18 protein-coding genes and 1 tRNA gene are annotated in these 16,009 nt (G+C 35.6%); 12 read left to right on the forward strand and 7 right to left on the reverse strand.

Annotated elements, in window-relative coordinates; genetic code table 11:
- Positions 1–18: 18 nt before the first annotated feature.
- The 4 genes from AC4IF5_RS05460 to AC4IF5_RS05475 form a co-directional block, all read right to left on the reverse strand.
- The gene (locus AC4IF5_RS05460) at positions 19–387 is read right to left on the reverse strand and encodes a DUF6443 domain-containing protein (protein ID WP_490732415.1); all 369 of its coding nucleotides are present in this window, start codon (positions 385–387) and stop codon (positions 19–21) included.
- Positions 388–653: 266 nt separating this feature from the next.
- Positions 654–1,106 (reverse strand): hypothetical protein, encoded by a 453-nt coding sequence (locus tag AC4IF5_RS05465; RefSeq protein ID WP_490732417.1) that lies wholly within the window; start codon positions 1,104–1,106, stop codon positions 654–656.
- Between the two features lie 19 nt (positions 1,107–1,125).
- Positions 1,126–2,118 (reverse strand): hypothetical protein, encoded by a 993-nt coding sequence (locus AC4IF5_RS05470; protein ID WP_490732419.1) that lies wholly within the window; start codon positions 2,116–2,118, stop codon positions 1,126–1,128.
- A 4-nt stretch (positions 2,119–2,122) separates the two neighbouring features.
- Positions 2,123–2,500, reverse strand: a complete 378-nt coding sequence (locus AC4IF5_RS05475) for a hypothetical protein (RefSeq protein ID WP_490732421.1) — start codon at positions 2,498–2,500, stop codon at positions 2,123–2,125.
- Positions 2,501–2,821: 321 nt separating this feature from the next.
- Here AC4IF5_RS05475 and AC4IF5_RS05480 point away from each other — a divergent pair, with 321 nt between their 5' ends.
- The 5 genes from AC4IF5_RS05480 (at position 2,822) to AC4IF5_RS05500 (ending at position 6,568) form a co-directional block, all read left to right on the forward strand.
- Entirely contained in the window at positions 2,822–3,148 is a 327-nt protein-coding gene (locus AC4IF5_RS05480; RefSeq protein WP_291888343.1) for an ArsR/SmtB family transcription factor, read from the forward strand.
- A gap of 58 nt (positions 3,149–3,206) precedes the next feature.
- Positions 3,207–3,680: a DUF6428 family protein gene (locus AC4IF5_RS05485; protein WP_490732423.1), complete on the forward strand. Its 474-nt coding sequence runs from the start codon at positions 3,207–3,209 to the stop codon at positions 3,678–3,680.
- Positions 3,681–3,706: 26 nt separating this feature from the next.
- Positions 3,707–4,318: an arsenate-mycothiol transferase ArsC gene (locus AC4IF5_RS05490; protein WP_490732425.1), complete on the forward strand. Its 612-nt coding sequence runs from the start codon at positions 3,707–3,709 to the stop codon at positions 4,316–4,318.
- Between the two features lie 20 nt (positions 4,319–4,338).
- On the forward strand, positions 4,339–5,370 hold the full coding sequence (arsB, locus tag AC4IF5_RS05495) for an ACR3 family arsenite efflux transporter (protein WP_490732427.1): 1,032 nt from the start codon (positions 4,339–4,341) through the stop codon (positions 5,368–5,370).
- Positions 5,371–6,043: 673 nt separating this feature from the next.
- Positions 6,044–6,568, forward strand: coding sequence for an antirestriction protein ArdA (locus AC4IF5_RS05500; protein WP_490732428.1), 525 nt, complete (start codon positions 6,044–6,046; stop codon positions 6,566–6,568).
- Positions 6,569–6,715: 147 nt separating this feature from the next.
- Here the strand turns inward: AC4IF5_RS05500 and AC4IF5_RS05505 are convergent.
- Positions 6,716–6,786: transfer RNA gene (locus tag AC4IF5_RS05505), tRNA-Gln, on the reverse strand.
- A 100-nt stretch (positions 6,787–6,886) separates the two neighbouring features.
- On the opposite strand from AC4IF5_RS05505, the gene AC4IF5_RS05510 reads away from it, so the two are divergent.
- The 5 genes from AC4IF5_RS05510 to AC4IF5_RS05530 all read left to right on the forward strand — a co-directional run bounded on the left by AC4IF5_RS05510 (position 6,887) and on the right by AC4IF5_RS05530 (position 11,142).
- Entirely contained in the window at positions 6,887–7,915 is a 1,029-nt protein-coding gene (locus AC4IF5_RS05510; RefSeq protein ID WP_490732430.1) for an AMP-binding protein, read from the forward strand.
- A 30-nt stretch (positions 7,916–7,945) separates the two neighbouring features.
- Positions 7,946–8,338: an alternative ribosome rescue aminoacyl-tRNA hydrolase ArfB gene (gene arfB / locus AC4IF5_RS05515; RefSeq protein WP_490732432.1), complete on the forward strand. Its 393-nt coding sequence runs from the start codon at positions 7,946–7,948 to the stop codon at positions 8,336–8,338.
- A 49-nt stretch (positions 8,339–8,387) separates the two neighbouring features.
- A complete protein-coding gene (locus tag AC4IF5_RS05520; RefSeq protein WP_490732434.1) occupies positions 8,388–9,029 on the forward strand; it encodes a DUF2715 domain-containing protein in 642 nt (213 codons plus the stop codon).
- 294 nt (positions 9,030–9,323) lie between these two features.
- Positions 9,324–9,704: a GreA/GreB family elongation factor gene (locus AC4IF5_RS05525; RefSeq protein WP_490732436.1), complete on the forward strand. Its 381-nt coding sequence runs from the start codon at positions 9,324–9,326 to the stop codon at positions 9,702–9,704.
- Positions 9,705–10,167: 463 nt separating this feature from the next.
- On the forward strand, positions 10,168–11,142 hold the full coding sequence (locus AC4IF5_RS05530; RefSeq protein WP_490732437.1) for a deoxyhypusine synthase family protein: 975 nt from the start codon (positions 10,168–10,170) through the stop codon (positions 11,140–11,142).
- Between the two features lie 381 nt (positions 11,143–11,523).
- On the opposite strand, the gene AC4IF5_RS05535 is transcribed toward AC4IF5_RS05530, so the two are convergent.
- Positions 11,524–11,670: a hypothetical protein gene (locus AC4IF5_RS05535; protein WP_490732438.1), complete on the reverse strand. Its 147-nt coding sequence runs from the start codon at positions 11,668–11,670 to the stop codon at positions 11,524–11,526.
- 113 nt (positions 11,671–11,783) lie between these two features.
- Between AC4IF5_RS05535 and AC4IF5_RS05540 the strand changes: the two genes are divergently transcribed.
- Positions 11,784–12,080 (forward strand): MGMT family protein, encoded by a 297-nt coding sequence (locus AC4IF5_RS05540; protein WP_312298489.1) that lies wholly within the window; start codon positions 11,784–11,786, stop codon positions 12,078–12,080.
- Positions 12,081–12,257: 177 nt separating this feature from the next.
- Here AC4IF5_RS05540 and AC4IF5_RS05545 read toward each other — a convergent pair whose 3' ends face one another.
- On the reverse strand, positions 12,258–13,679 hold the full coding sequence (locus AC4IF5_RS05545) for a hypothetical protein (protein ID WP_490732439.1): 1,422 nt from the start codon (positions 13,677–13,679) through the stop codon (positions 12,258–12,260).
- 134 nt (positions 13,680–13,813) lie between these two features.
- Here AC4IF5_RS05545 and htpG point away from each other — a divergent pair, with 134 nt between their 5' ends.
- On the forward strand, positions 13,814–15,706 hold the full coding sequence (gene htpG / locus AC4IF5_RS05550; RefSeq protein WP_490732447.1) for a molecular chaperone HtpG: 1,893 nt from the start codon (positions 13,814–13,816) through the stop codon (positions 15,704–15,706).
- Positions 15,707–16,009: the final 303 nt, after the last annotated feature.

Here is a 16,009-nt window from a genome sequence, read left to right on the forward strand (position 1 = left end):
TAACGGTGAGTTTTCGATTTATTTTTCAGAATAAGCATTCGTTACTCCGTAATAGGAATTAGCCGTATTTTCATTGGTAATTCCTGAATGTATCGCTGAATTTAAACTGTTTATCGGGGTGGGTAATATATCTTTAACTTGCCTACCAAATCCGTCATAAGTAACAGGAGTAACTAAGTCTTTCCCTGTGGGGGTTGCTTTGACATTAACAATCTGTTTTGGTCTTCCTAAACCATCATAATAAATTACAGTTTCCGCTTTTCTACTGCCATCTTCTGATAAATAGGTTTTAGTTTGAATATAATTTTCAGTAGGCGTAAGTTGTGCAAATAGCTGATTCTGATTGGTTAATGTTAAAAATACAATCGGAAATAAATGTTTTTTCATATTATTGTGATATTTGTTAAAATTAAGATATTTTGGTATTATAAGCAAATGTAAAACTCCAATACGACAAAACTTGACGTGTTAATTTTCTTTCCAAAATTTTCCTGATTAGAGTGTTTGGGTTTGTTTGAGTGGGATATAAGTAAGATAATATTTGTAGTATGTATTGGTACTATGTAGCAGATTCTTTGTTAACCTTTCTTTTCATCGGTGTTTGCAGAGATAAAACATAAGCCCCAACCCATAAGGTCAAGGCTCTGTTTTTACTACATTTTTACCAAATCAAACCATGTTCCGTTACTGTTGTCTTTCCACTGAATCTGAGTTGCTGAAACTTTTCTGAACTCAAAACTTTGTGTTGTGGTTGTGATGTTGTATTTTACGGTAAAGTTATATTGTGTACTGTTGTTAACGGTTTCGTCAACACTTCCGCCATTCGGACTTGATTTGATTGTTCCTGTCATGCTCTGTTCGCTTACACCTGTTACAAGAAGTATAAAATCATCTGTTGTAAACTTGTATAGCTTGTTTGAGGTTGTTCCATTAGTCACGCCCCAAGTTCCCTGAATCCACGTGGGAGGGTGAAAGTATTGAGTTGTTACAGGATTGGTTTGTTGTGTGTTGTTATCATCATCATTGTTGCTCGAGCAATTTACGGTTACTAATAGAGTTGTTAGCGATAATGCTGTAAAAAGCATACTTTTTGCGTTTTTTTTCATAATTGATTTATTTTTGATATTAATTATAGTTTTGGTTATTTCTTTTCTGTTCCTCAACCCATATTTCATGCTCCATTTGTAACTGTCGGGCTTGTTCGTGTTCTTCGGGTGTAATGCTTTTCCACTCTCTGATAATCTGCTCCTTTTCTTCTTTGGTCAAGGTTTTTGGAGTAGATGTTTGATTATTAGATACGGTGGTGTTACGGATTTTAGAGATTCGTTCTTTTTCCTGACTTGCTTGTGCATAGCTGTCAAATCTCATCATGTATCTTTCAAGAATGTTTTTGTCAAACAGATAGGCATGACATTTTGCCTGTGTATCGTCTAAAATCATGTACTCCTCATCCGTGCTAATAGTGTAAGGTGTATTAAATATTCCTGTTACAATTACAGATTCTTTCCCGAAATATTTGTCTTTTACCTTGAAGACTACAAATGAGTGTTTTACGGCTGTTTCGGGCGTGTTTTGAGGGATTGGTGTATTTGGTTTTTTTAAGGTTGTTTTTGTGGTGTCTATGGCTGTTTTAGAGGTTGTAATTGGCTCTTGTTTAGTTTTGTCACAACTGATACCTAATATTGGCAGAATCAGAATCAAAACCTTTAGACGGTATCTTTTAAAAAACAGTGCGATGAGTGTGTATGCTAACCAAAACAACAGGAGATATTTGTAATCGCTAAAAACAGATTTTGCATACAATACACCTTTATTAGAGTAGCTTTTGAACTCAGAATCATACAGTAACTCACTACACATCATGCCGTTTGTCGGGAGGTCTATCCTTGTTCCAAAAGGCGTTGTTTGGTACAATGCACCTACGGGAGTTGTTCGGGTGTCGTAAGTTCCGCTAATAACAGCCTTATGTCCGTAATCAATAGTTGGGTTGCCTAGATTCGGGATGTACGAAAATGTACTGAAATGCTCTACTGCAAAAACAGTCAGAAACGCTAATACAAAACCTGTCAGCACTGATTTAGGAATGTTGCGGTCAACCTGAATAGTTTTCTTTTCCATCAGACTATTGGTTTTTTAGGTTTGCAATCATTTCTAAAAATATTTGGAAGTAATCCGAGTTTTTCATAAAAGTTTCTCGGGACATACCGTTGTAAATATTCTTACGATACATCTCGTAATGGCTTTCTGTGCCGTATTTATGGTCGGCATAGGCTGCGTTGATACAAACTTGTCTCAGGCTGTTTTCGTCATAGACTTGAGATATAACCAATGGCAGTACCTCTCTACCATCCTTGAGTATGATTTTGTCTAGTCCGTAGCTTCGGAGTTCACGGTACTTGTTGAGATAATCTGTTTTAGAAAGATTGTTGCAATCAAATTTTTCCTGTGAGAATAATGTTATACCCACGAACAGCAGGAGAGAAATAAAGACTTTTTTCATAGTGATTTATTGCATCACTCAGTCCCAAAGTGAAAGGTTATTAATGCAAAAAGCGTGGGACTACACTCAATTTGCTAACAGAGGTTCTGACAAAACCTTACAGTACAAACAAGTTATAGCCCGCACGCCATAGCACGGGCATCAACTGTTTATTCTGTACTGTATTTGAAACTGTCAGATTTCTGTTAACAGAATAAAAGCAGACGCTTTATATTTTTCGATAAAATTCTAACCGCAAATATATAAATTTTGGAGTTGTTGATTAAAAAGTTTTTGTATTTAAATAATTAATCGTAATATTGCGATATAATAATTCAAACTATGGGAGCAACTAAAACAGACCACTTTACAGATGAACAAAACAAGATAGCAATTATTGCTAAAGCATTAGGGCATCCTGCACGAGTTGCTATTATCGAATATTTGCTAAAGGTTGACACATGTATCTGTGGAGATATTGTAAACGAACTACCATTGGCACAGGCAACAGTATCTCAACATCTGAAAGAATTAAAAAATGCAGGATTGATTAAAGGGAATATTGAAGGAACTGCAATTTGTTACTGTATTGATGAAAATACTTTTGGAGTATTAAAAGATTATTTTTCAAATATAATTCTGACGACTACAAATCAGAAATGCTGTTAAGACATTTTTTTTAAACACATCTATCGTAATATAGCATTTAACCAATAAATAAAAATTTATGAAACTATCTGAAATTAAAGAAATTTTACCAACATTAGAAAATGTTGAATTTCAATTAGAAAATGGAACTTTTGTTCCTGAACACTTTCATGTAACAGAAGTAGGAACAGTGACAAAACATTTTATTGATTGTGGTGGAACTATTAGAAACGAAAAAGTTGTAAACTTTCAATTATGGAATGCAGATGATTTTGAACATCGTTTAAAACCTACAAAACTTCTAAACATCATCAGACTATCAGAAGAGAAATTAGGAATTGAAGATGATGAAATTGAGGTTGAGTATCAAAATACAACTATTGGTAAATTTGATTTAGAATTCAATGGTAAAAACTTTGTGCTTAAAAATAAAACAACAGCGTGTTTAGCTCAGGATGCTTGCGGGATTCCTTCGGAGAAACAAAAAGTAAACTTATCTGAACTTTCTACAAATCAATCTTCATGCTGTACTCCAAATTCAGGGTGTTGCTAAATTCAATAAATCAAATTCAATAAACTATGTATCCAAAACTATTACAAACAATAGAACTACTGAAAAATCAGGAAATCAGCGAAGATAGAAAATCTACTTTAGCACCATTGGTTGATTTTATTCAAAAAAGATTGGAAGAACAAAAAGAAGTAACCATTAACTTTATTTGTACTCATAATTCAAGAAGAAGCCATTTGTCACAGGTTTGGGCACAGGTCGCAAGTGCTTATTATGATGTACCGAATGTAACCTGTTATTCAGGAGGAACAGAAGAAACAGCAATGTTTCCTAAAGTTGTGGAGACTTTAAACGAACAGGGACTTTCAGTTATAAAAATTTCTAATACAGAAAATCCTGTATATGCTCTCAAGTATGACGAAGACAGACACCCAATTATAGGTTTTTCTAAAAGATATGACAGTTCTTTTAATCCGATGCATGGTTTTGCTGCAATTATGACTTGTTCTCAGGCGGATGGCGGATGTCCTTTTATTGCAGGAGCGGATAAACGTATTCCTATCACTTTTGAAGACCCAAAAGTTTCCGACGATACACCTGAACAAACAAAAGTATATAATGAACGAAGTTTACAGATTGGTGCAGAAATGTTCTATGTCTTTTCACAGATAAAAAAATAAGAATTGATTAAACAAATGTAATGCAACCAAAATTAAAAGTTCTTGATAGATTCCTTACTCTTTGGATATTCTTAGCAATGTTTTTAGGAATAGGCTTAGGATATTTCTTTCCTAATATTTCTAATATAACCAATTCCTTATCAGTAGGAACTACTAATATTCCATTGGCAATTGGTTTAATCATTATGATGTACCCGCCATTAGCAAAAGTTGATTATTCATTGTTGCCTAAAGTTTTTCAAGATAAAAAGGCAATTGGAATTTCTCTGTTACTGAATTGGGTTATTGGTCCAGTTTTAATGTTCCTGTTAGCAATCATTTTCCTGAGAGATGAACCTGATTACATGATTGGTTTAATTCTTATTGGCTTAGCGAGATGTATTGCAATGGTACTTGTGTGGAATGACTTAGCTAAAGGTAACCGTGAGTACGGAGCATTGCTAGTAGCTTTAAACAGCATATTTCAGGTATTAAGTTATAGTTTTATGGTTTGGCTTTTCATCAATGTTTTACCTGAAAAACTAGGTTTAGCTAATTTTAATGTAACTGTATCAATGGGAGAGGTTACCGAAAGTGTTTTGATATACTTAGGGATTCCTTTTTTAGCAGGTTTTTTAAGTCGTTATTTTTTAACCAAATTGAAAGGTTTGGAGTGGTACAATAGGAAATTTATTCCTAAAATATCTCCGCTAACATTATATGCACTTTTATTTACTATTGTTTTGATGTTCAGCCTTAAAGGAGATAAGATTTTAGAATTACCATTAGACGTCTTAAAAGTAGCTATACCGCTAGTAGTATATTTTGTGCTAATGTTCTTTGTAAGTTTCTTTATAAATAAATCCTTTGATATTCCTTATGACAAAAATGCTTCAATAGCATTTACAGCAACAGGAAATAATTTTGAATTGGCGATTGCCGTAGCAATTGCTGTTTTTGGAATCCATTCTCAACAGGCGTTTGTTGGTGTAATCGGACCATTGGTAGAAGTGCCAGTTTTAATATTGCTTGTAAGGATAAGTTTGTGGTTAAAGAAGAAATATTACAACTAGCTTAAAACTTTAAATAAGAATATAATAACCTTAGCCAACTTGCGTTAAGGTTTTTTGTTGCCTAAAGATATGGTAAGCAATATCTATGGTTTTGCTGGAGGTTAAAAATCATTGATTTGAAAAGGTGTAATTTTGTCAATACTTTGTACGACTATTTACCCCAAAATGATTAATTGCTCCGCTCCATAATGGTACAATAGATGAGTATTATAAGTGCTTTTATTTTTCTTAGTTGTGGAGTTGTTGTCAGGTAGCATTATATATACCGACCTATTTACCCCACCGTATCAAATTTTCTATGTAAAAACGTCCCCCTATACCGAGTTTCAAAGTTTTTGTATAGGCATCGGGTGTGTCCCTACTATAACGGTTTGGGTGTGGGATGTCAGACTTTTTTCGTAGTGTCCCCTATGCTCGGATTTTGTTTTTCTCAGACTGTTTTTATTTTCCTGCGCTCCGAGTGGTTAAAAAGTTTTTAACATACGTTGATATTTTGGTTAAAAAGTGCTTATAAAGTTGGTGGTTATCAGGTTTTTATCGTATATTTATACTGCTTTTAAAAGCAACTTACTACTAAAATATATCTCAATATATACATAAAAAATGCCTAGAAGTGCTCGAACACAACTAGGCGCAATCAATAAATTTTAAACCGAACTTAAAATTATCGACTATGACAAAGTTAACGAATTGTCTGGATACAGCAAGTATCTATGTAGGAACGTACGCAAAGTACAACAACGGCTCATTATTTGGGAAATGGTTAAACCTTTCGGATTATTCCGACTATGATTCACTGCTCACCGCAATGTATGAGTTACACAGTGACGAATCCGACCCTGAATTTATGTTTCAGGACTATGAATGTCCGATTCTGGAAAAACTAGGATTATTGAGCGAGTGCCATATATCAAAAGATATATACGATGTACTTGAACAAATCAACGATTCAGGTCATGACCTAGAAGTTTACGAAGCGTGTTTGGATTGTTTAGGTAAAATTGAGTTTCAAAGCCTTTATGAGTATGTAAACAATTTTTATTATGGCGAGTTTGGAAGTGATGAAGATTTTGTACAATGGCTTTACGAAGATGATACGTTTAATATTCCTAATTGGGTTGTGATTGATTGGAGCGCAACCGCACGGAGCATAATGTATGATTATTTTGAAAGTAACGGGCATTATTTCCGTAGCTAAAATACAATCAGATTCAAATAGATTCAATCAGGTTCACTTCAAGCATTTTTTAGAAAAACAGTGACCAAAATCGTGACCAAGTGATTAAAAGTGACCAAAAACAAAATGCAACTTGCTGTAATTTAGCTAGTTGCATTTTTTAGGTAGTAGACCCACAGGGATTCGAACCCCAGATGACTGAACCAAAATCAGTAGTGTTACCGCTACACCATGGGTCTCTGTTTGTTTTAGTGGTGCAAATTTACAGCTTTTTTCTTTACTTACAAGAACTTTTTGAAATTTTTTTTACATTTACTGTGGATTTTATTTACGGAAAATATGCTGATAGACTTCAATAATCTCAATATTAATCAATTATCATTGGTTACAGAATTTGAAAAAAAAGTTCGGATCTTTTTGGAAGAATGGCTCTCTGGCGGGACGATGGTAAAGGTTCAGACTTCGGGATCTACCGGGAAACCTAAAATTTTTGAAATTGAGAAAAAGAAAATGATCAATTCTGCAGTGATGACCTGCAATTTTTTAGGATTAAAAGAGGGGGATAAGGCATTATTATGTCTTCCAGTAGAATATATCTCAGGAAAAATGATGGTGGTGCGTTCTGTGGAGAGAAAATTAAAGTTAATAATAGCAGATCCTTCTTTAAGACCTCTGGAAAATATAGAAGAAGAAATTGATTTTTGTGCGATGACCCCGCTTCAGGTAGAAAATTCATTGGACAAACTTCATTTGATTAAAAATCTGATCATTGGTGGAGCTGCAACTTCAGAAAGTTTGAAAAATAAAATCCTTCATCAGAATCTGGGGCATTCAAACCGTATCTTCGAAACCTATGGAATGTCAGAAACTTTATCACATATTGCTTTAAAGCGACTTATGCCGGAACCTGAAGATTATTTTACGGCATTTGAAAATGTAGCGGTCTCTTTAGATGAGAGAGGCTGTCTGAAGATCTTTGCTCCTAATGTGAATGCAGAGGTATTGCAAACTAATGATTTAGTTGAAATTCAGAATGATAAGCAGTTTAAGTTTCTGGGAAGAATTGACAATGTGATCAATTCCGGAGGAGCGAAAATTTTTCCGGAAGTCCTTGAAGCATTGGTAAAAAAGGAAATACCGAACGAAGCTGTATTTATAGGCTTGGCGGATGAGAGTTTGGGTCAGAAATTGATATTGATTATAGAAGGAAATGAGTCACAAGAGGTGAAAAAGAAAATCTCAGAAATACCATTTGAGAAAAAATTTCATACCCCCAAGGAAATTATTTTTATCGATGAAATTCCACGAACACCGAATGGAAAAGTAAACAGGATGGAACTACGTAAAAATATAACGGCAAATCTATAGCTTCTTATCTCGGCTCTAAAAAATAAAACAATGAAAAACTTTTCAAAAGAACTCAGCTTTAAAACCTCCCGCAGCAGTGGTGCAGGAGGGCAGAACGTCAATAAGGTGGAGACGGCTGTTACCGTACTTTGGAAAGTTGATGCCTCTGAATTTTTCAATGAAGATGAAAAAATATTGATTCAGAATAAGCTAAAAAATAGAGTCAATGCCGATGGTTATTTATTTATGACTGTTTCTGAAAGCAGAACTCAGCTGATGAATAAAAATAAAGCTATTGAAAAAATAATGGAGATCGTAAATAAAGCATTGATCGTCCCTAAGAAAAGAACTGCAACAAAACCTTCAAAAGCCCAAAAACAGAAAAGATTGGATAATAAGAAAAAGCTTTCGGATAAAAAAGAGAACAGACGTTTTAAATTTTAAGGTATTTCTCTCTCAGAAAATCTTATTTTTGCCCAAAATTTTTAAAACCATGATAAAAAAACTAATAGCGCTTGGGATATTCTCAATTTCCATCATGTCTTTTTCCCAAAAAATTTCCATTACACCTTCTGTAGGGTATGCATGGAGAGTCGCAAAAACAGCTTCAGGGCTTAGCAGGGAAGAAAAGGAATATGTAAAAGGTTTGAAAAATGGAGTGAACTTTGATATCGCAGCCCATTATGAAGTGAAAAAAGGCCTTGCATTTGGTCTGAAATATTCCCATTACAGCGCATCCAGTGATGGATATCTGCTGGGATATGCAAACGGAATGCCCGTTTCTGTTCCTGCAACGACAAAAGATAATATTACATTCTTCGGAGTCTCCGGATTAATCTCAAATGATAATCAACCTACAAGACATAAAATATTTGCAGATGTGGCGGTGGGAGTCATGTCTTATACGACAAAAACAGGAAGTGTAAAGGGTACAGGAAGTACTTTGGGAGCAGAAATTGATCTTGGCTATCAATACCAGGTCAGCAAGAATTTTTTAATAGGTCCGAAGCTTGGATTAAGTGGCGGTACATTGAGGAAAATGAAATACAATGGGATCACATATGACTTTGGTAAAGATCAAAAAGAAGGTTTACACAGACTTTCTTTAAGCGCAGCCGCTACATTCCGTTTTTAAGTTCTATATTTGTAGAAATCAGAACGACTTATATCATGACAGCAACAATCTTTTTATCGGCAGAACGCAGACGAGCAGGATTGTTGCTGTCATTACTTTATTTACACACAGATTCTTTTCTGAAAAGTTCCAAGGACTTTATCAATTAAGCCCTGTCAGGATCCAGGACAGGGGAATTTTCCGGATTTTTATTTATTGTTTTTTTTGCGGTTTTCCTATAGAAAGCAGATATAGACCTGTATTCTACATTGGATCATCGGGAATAGCTGCACTTTAATTTTAAAATTAAAAAAAATGTCAGATCATATTATTGTCACCACCGGAATTTATGATGCTATAAAAGATACGCTCAGAAGGAAAAAAGTGAGCATCGAAGAAGAGAAAAGACTTGCAGGAGAACTTAGAAAGGCCAGGCAGGTACTCAGAAGAGACTTACCTGCAGATGTTGTTACGGTTGACAGAAAAGTCACTTTAAAAGATCATACATTGAACTTTGAACACGAGTATATTTTTGTACCCTCTACCAAAGCAAAGCTTAAAAAGAATAAACATTCCATACTTTCCGATATCGCTCTTGCAGTAGTGGGATATAGAGTAGGAGATATCATAGATTGGCCTTTCAGGGATGGAGAAAGGAAAATTGAGATCCTAAAAGTGGAAACCTGGGAAGGATAAGTTCTTTGTTGAATATTATACTAAAGCACAGCTCATTTCGGGCTGTGCTTTCTGTTTTATACAACCTTAATGTTGGAAAAATTAAAGGTTTTTATCCTGTGAAAGGATTTTAAAAGGGTAATAAAATCAAAGACAGAACAAATATTAGATTAGATTTTCCCACAGATTTCACAGATTCCACAGATTTTTTATCATTATCTGCGTAATCTGTGAAATCTGTGGGAAATAAATAAACTATATTAAGCTATATTACAGCTAAAATCTTCGCACCTTAAATCATCGTGTAGGCAAAAAAAACTCGCGTCTTTACGTTTTCCGCTAGAAAACATTCCCTCTCAAATAATCCTATGCTGTCTCAGTTCATTTAATAAATGTATAAAAAAGAACACCCGGTACAAGACTTTCTCAAAGTGGGTTGGCCGCATTCCGTTTTTAAATTTTATCTTTGCAAAAAATTAAAAAAATGAGCAAACCGATTTCCGAATTTATAGAGAAATATTACCTGCACTTCAATGCAGCTGCATTGGTGGATGCATCTAAGGGGTATGTTGCCCATCTTAAAGATGGCGGAAAAATGATGATCACTTTGGCTGGTGCAATGTCTACTGCTGAATTGGGTAAAATTCTTGCAGAAATGATCCGTCAGGGAAAAGTAGACTTTATTTCTTGTACAGGGGCTAACCTTGAAGAAGACCTGATGAATCTTGTGGCACACTCTCACTATGAAAGAGTTCCGCATTACAGAGACCTTACTCCTCAGGAAGAATGGGATCTGCTGGAAAGAGGATTGAACAGAGTTACAGATACTTGTATTCCTGAAGAAGAAGCATTCAGAAGATTGCAGAAGCACATCGTAGAGATCTGGAAAGATGCGGAAGCTAAAGGAGAAAGATATTTCCCGCATGAATATATGTACAAAATGATCCTTTCAGGAGTTCTTGAACAATATTATGAAATTCCCAGAGAAAATTCCTGGATGATTGCTGCTGCGGAAGCTAACTTACCAATTGTAGTTCCGGGATGGGAAGATTCTACAATGGGGAATATTTTCGCTTCTTACTGTATCAAAGGAGAGCTTAAGCCTTCTACAATGAAATCAGGGATCGAGTATATGACTTATCTTGCAGACTGGTATACTAAAAATTCAGGAGGAAAAGGAGTTGGGTTCTTTCAGATCGGAGGAGGTATCGCAGGAGATTTCCCAATCTGTGTAGTACCAATGTTGTATCAGGATATGGAAATGCATGACATTCCTTTCTGGTCTTATTTCTGCCAGATATCGGATTCTACTACGTCTTACGGATCATACTCAGGAGCAGTTCCAAATGAGAAAATCACATGGGGTAAACTTGATGTCACTACACCGAAATTTATCGTTGAAAGTGATGCGACGATCTGTGCACCGTTGATGTTCTCTTACATCCTTGAAAATTCTTAAGAATAAATATCTCAAAAAGAGATTTAAAATAACGGCGCTTCAATGTATGTTGGAGCGCTTTTTATTTTCTTTTTTCATGGTTGGTTGGAAAACGCAAAGGCGCAAAGAGAATTAGTAGCATGATGCTTTAAGGTGCAAGAAAATCAAAGACTTTCAGCAAGCACAGACCCGTTATCAGATTGAATTCTCCCGCGGATTTCACAGATCCCGCAAATTTTTACGCAAACATCTGTGTGATCTGTGAAATCTGTGGGAGATAATAATGCATACAGTATTATTCAAAATAACTTACATCTTTACGCTTTTTAAAAAACCTATAGAATCAGTGATCTGAATCAAATAAAATCATTAATACGTTGTAATTTTACAACAGTACAGAAATCAATCCAGTGAATTTACCAGCACAAAATACCGGTATGCCAGTATTCCCTTTTCGATCTTGGTCAGCTTGTTAGGATCTTTCTTACTTAATTTCGGAAGAAGCTTTTTATTGGCTGCATTCAGCAGCCGGAAAAATGATTTTTTCATATCTTTATCTTTTAATGAAACATCATTGAACTCAAAAGAATTCAAAAATGATGCAAAAAAAGATATTGGTATTCAGCTTGATATAATGTAGGCAGCTAAAACAGTAAATCGATATGGACGAAATTTTTAAACAACAGGTATACGAAGTGACAAGACTCATTCCTAAAGGAAGAGTTTCCACCTATGGAGCTATAGCAAAAGCAGTCGGTTATCCGAATCATTCCCGTCATGTAGGAAAAGCGATGGGTGGCTGTCCGAAAGATGTTCCTGCTCATCGTGTGATCTCAAGTTCAGGAGTATTATCTGTCCCTGAATTTCAGCCTAAATTGGAAGCCGAAGGAATTACTGTGGAAAACCTTAGAATTAAAAATTTTAAAAAACTTTTTTGGGATCCCTTGAATGAATTATAGGAAATAGTTTGGAATTCAAGGTTGAAGGTTAGTTGTGAAAACCTGGAGAAAAATAAAATTTAAGTCTTATTCAGATTAATGTTTTTTTGTAAGCGCAAAGTTTAGCATAAAAAACAGACATAAAAAAACGAGGCTGAACATCTGGAACAACCTCGTTTTGCTATATGCTTTTCATTATTATTCTGCAATTTTACCTTGCAGCTGCAATGCTCCGGTAACTTTCATTCCTTTTGTAAGGGTTTCAAATCTCATATTTTCCTTATTTACAAATGCATCAATGGTGAAGAAATCTTCACTTTCTTCATGAGTGATCAGCTTCAGCTTTAGAATATATCCTTTGATGCTTCCGTCTTCAAGCAATTCTGTTTCCTTAAAATCAACAATCTGAGCAATGAAATCAAAGCAAGCATAATTAGGAAGACTCTCGCTTGGCATATACGTAGTAAAATCTTCGCTCATTTTAGTACCGTCAGGCAGATCAGCATTTTCATAGATATCAAGTATGAAAACAACTCCGCTGAGGTTCACGTTCAAATGAGGTTGAGTCAAATATCTGTTCCTGTTTTCTGCATAATCGGTAGCAAAGAACCAGACTCCGAAAGTGTTTCTTGCCGGGCCTGCAACAATAGCCTGTAAATTCAGTGCATTTTCCCATTCACGAATTGATCTTGTCTCAAAATCCAAAGTAAAATCAGTTTTTACTTCCGGAATTATAGTACTGAGCTCTTCTGTGAAAATGGTTTTAAACCTTACATCTTCAAATTCTGTTTTGCTTTTACTTTCTCCAAGCGGATCGGCAACTGTAGACTGCATTAATACATTCGTCAGGTAATTTCCATAATCCCTGGTCTGGAAATTTTCATGACCAAAAATTCCGCTCCAGGTGTTGACAAGATTGTGTATATTGGATTTCCTTATGATAATTCCCGCTTCATTAGTGGTTTCAGGAGCTTTGATCGCTTCTGTATTTGTAAAATACTCTTTCCCGTCGATCAGCTGATTATTCATGATCTCATTATTTTCCTCATGAGAAAATTCTGCAAAACCTTTATAGGTAACTGTACCGTTTTCGAAAATATAAGGTAATCCTGTTTTCGTCTTATCGGCATCTTTAAAATGATAAGAGAGTGAAATAGCTTTAAATTCCTCTTCTTTCGTTGCCGGATTGTGATTGCCATTATTGTCAAACTGAGAGTGGTAAAGGATCATATAAGATTTGATCTTGCCTTCCGCAAGTTCGTTTTCAAATTTCTCTTCCATTCTGCCGATCGCCTCATGTACCGGAAGAGCATAAGCATCTTCTGTTACCATATAGACAAAGCCTTCTATTTCACCATTCTCTTTCTCAAAAGCGGAAATAGGGGTGTACTCTCCTCTTAGCTGAAGTGCGATGGAATACACAATATAATCATTATAGATCCTGATCTTTCCGTACTCATTACTGATCTTCTGATCTTCTGTCGGTTGTGAAGGAGCTTCCGGTGCTGTTTCCACCACTTCCTCTACTATTTTCTCCTCTTGTATCTCATTTCTCTGAACCGGAGTACTGACATTTTCCTGTCTGCTGTTTTTCTTCTTAAAAAAATCAAAGATTCCCATACTGTTTTTTATAATTGGCGGTAAATATAATAAAAGCGATCAACAGGGACATCATAAAAAAAATGCCATTCTGTCACTTTCTGCTATGTGGTATTTTTTTTGAGCAAGATTTAAAAATTAAAAATCTAAATATGATGACTAAAGGAAATATTAATGTATCTGTGGAAAATATTTTCCCGCTTATCAAAAAATTTCTTTACAGTGACCACGAAATATTCTTAAGAGAATTAATCTCTAATGCAACTGATGCGACGTTGAAATTAAAACATCTAACAAGCATCGGAGAAGCGAAGATTGAATATGGAAACCCGAAAATTGAGGTCAAAATTGATAAAGACCAGAAAATTTTACACATCATCGACCAGGGGATTGGTATGACCGGTGAAGAGGTAGAAAAATACATCAACCAGGTAGCGTTCTCAGGAGCGGAAGAGTTTCTGGAAAAGTATAAAGACTCTGCAAAAGATTCAGGAATTATCGGACATTTCGGACTTGGATTCTATTCTGCATTCATGGTAGCTGAAAAAGTAGAAATTATTACAAAATCATACAAAGACGAGCCTGCGGTGCGTTGGATCTGTGACGGAAGCCCTGAGTTTACCCTTGAAGAAACGACTGATAAAACAGACAGAGGTACTGAAATCATCCTTCATATTGCAGAAGACTCTGTAGAGTTTTTGGAAGAAGGGAGAATCCGTGAATTGTTATTAAAATATAACAAATTCATGCCTGTTCCGATCAAGTTCGGAACCAAAACGCATACGCTTCCATTACCGGAAGACGCTCCGGAGGATGCAGTAGCTGAAACCGAAGAGGTAGACAATATCATCAATAATCCGGTACCGGCATGGACGATTGCTCCAAATGAGCTGACCAATGAAGATTATATGAAGTTCTACCATGAGCTGTATCCAATGCAGTTTGAGGAACCTCTATTCAATATCCATCTGAATGTCGACTATCCTTTCAACCTTACGGGGATTCTGTTCTTCCCGAAACTGAGCAACAATTTAAATATTGACAAGGATAAAATTCAATTGTACCAGAACCAGGTATTCGTTACTGATGAAGTAAAAGGGATCGTTCCGGATTTTCTTATGCTGCTGAGAGGAGTGATCGATTCACCGGATATTCCTTTGAATGTATCCCGTTCCTATCTTCAGGCAGATGGTGCTGTAAAGAAAATTTCATCTTACATCACTAAAAAGGTAGCCGACAAAATGGCTTCCCTGATCAACGAAAACCGTGAAGACTATGAGAAAAAATGGAATGACATTAAGGTTGTGATCGAATACGGAATTGTAACAGAAGAAAAGTTTGCTGAAAAAGCAGACAAATTCACACTATACCCTACAACAGACGGTAAATACTTCCTTTGGGATGAATTGACTGAAAAAATCAAGCCTTTACAGACGGATAAAGATAACAAGCTGATTGTTCTGTATGCTACAAATGCGGATGAACAGCACAGCTATATCCAGTCTGCTAAAGATAAGGGATATGAAGTTCTTCTATTGGATTCTCCTATTATTTCTCACGTGATCCAGAAGCTGGAAACTTCAAAAGAGAATATTTCGTTTGCCAGAGTAGATGCTGACCACATCAATAATCTGATCAAAAAAGACGAGCCTGTCATTTCAAAACTGAATGAAACTGAAAAAGAAGCTTTGAAAAAGAATGTGGAAGAAGCGATCAAAGATTCAAAATTCACGGTACAGCTTGAAGATCTTGACAGCAGCGATGCTCCGTTCACCATTACCCAGCCTGAGTTCATGAGAAGAATGAAAGAAATGCAGGCAACAGGAGGAGGCGGAATGTTCGGAATGGGAGGGTTCCCGGAAATGTACAATCTGGTTGTCAACTCCAACAGTGAGCTTTCTAATCAGATCTTAAAGACTGGAAATGCAGAAGAAAAGGAAGATCTGATCAAATATGCATTGGATCTGGCTAAGCTTTCACAGAATTTGCTGAAAGGAAAAGACCTGACAGATTTTATACAGAGGAGCTACAAGCAACTTGAAAAATAAATTACCGGAGACTGTTTCATTGGGAACAGTCTTTTTTTTTACTGTAAAGTATGGGAAAAGTTGGAAAACGTAAAGGTACAGATTTCCTTCCTGCATTATGTTATAAGGTGCAATGATTTTACCTGCGATAAAATTCCATACTGTTTTTAATCGCCACGAATGCACGAATAAAAGGATTCGTGCATTCGTGGCAATATAGCAACGATATAAATTTTCCCGCAGATTTCCTTTAGATTTGCAAAAGGATTTAGTATTAAATTAGACCTTTAGATTTGCAAAAGGATTTAGTATTAAATTAGACAA

The sequence above is a fragment of the Chryseobacterium sp. UF-290 genome, from assembly GCF_058245615.1.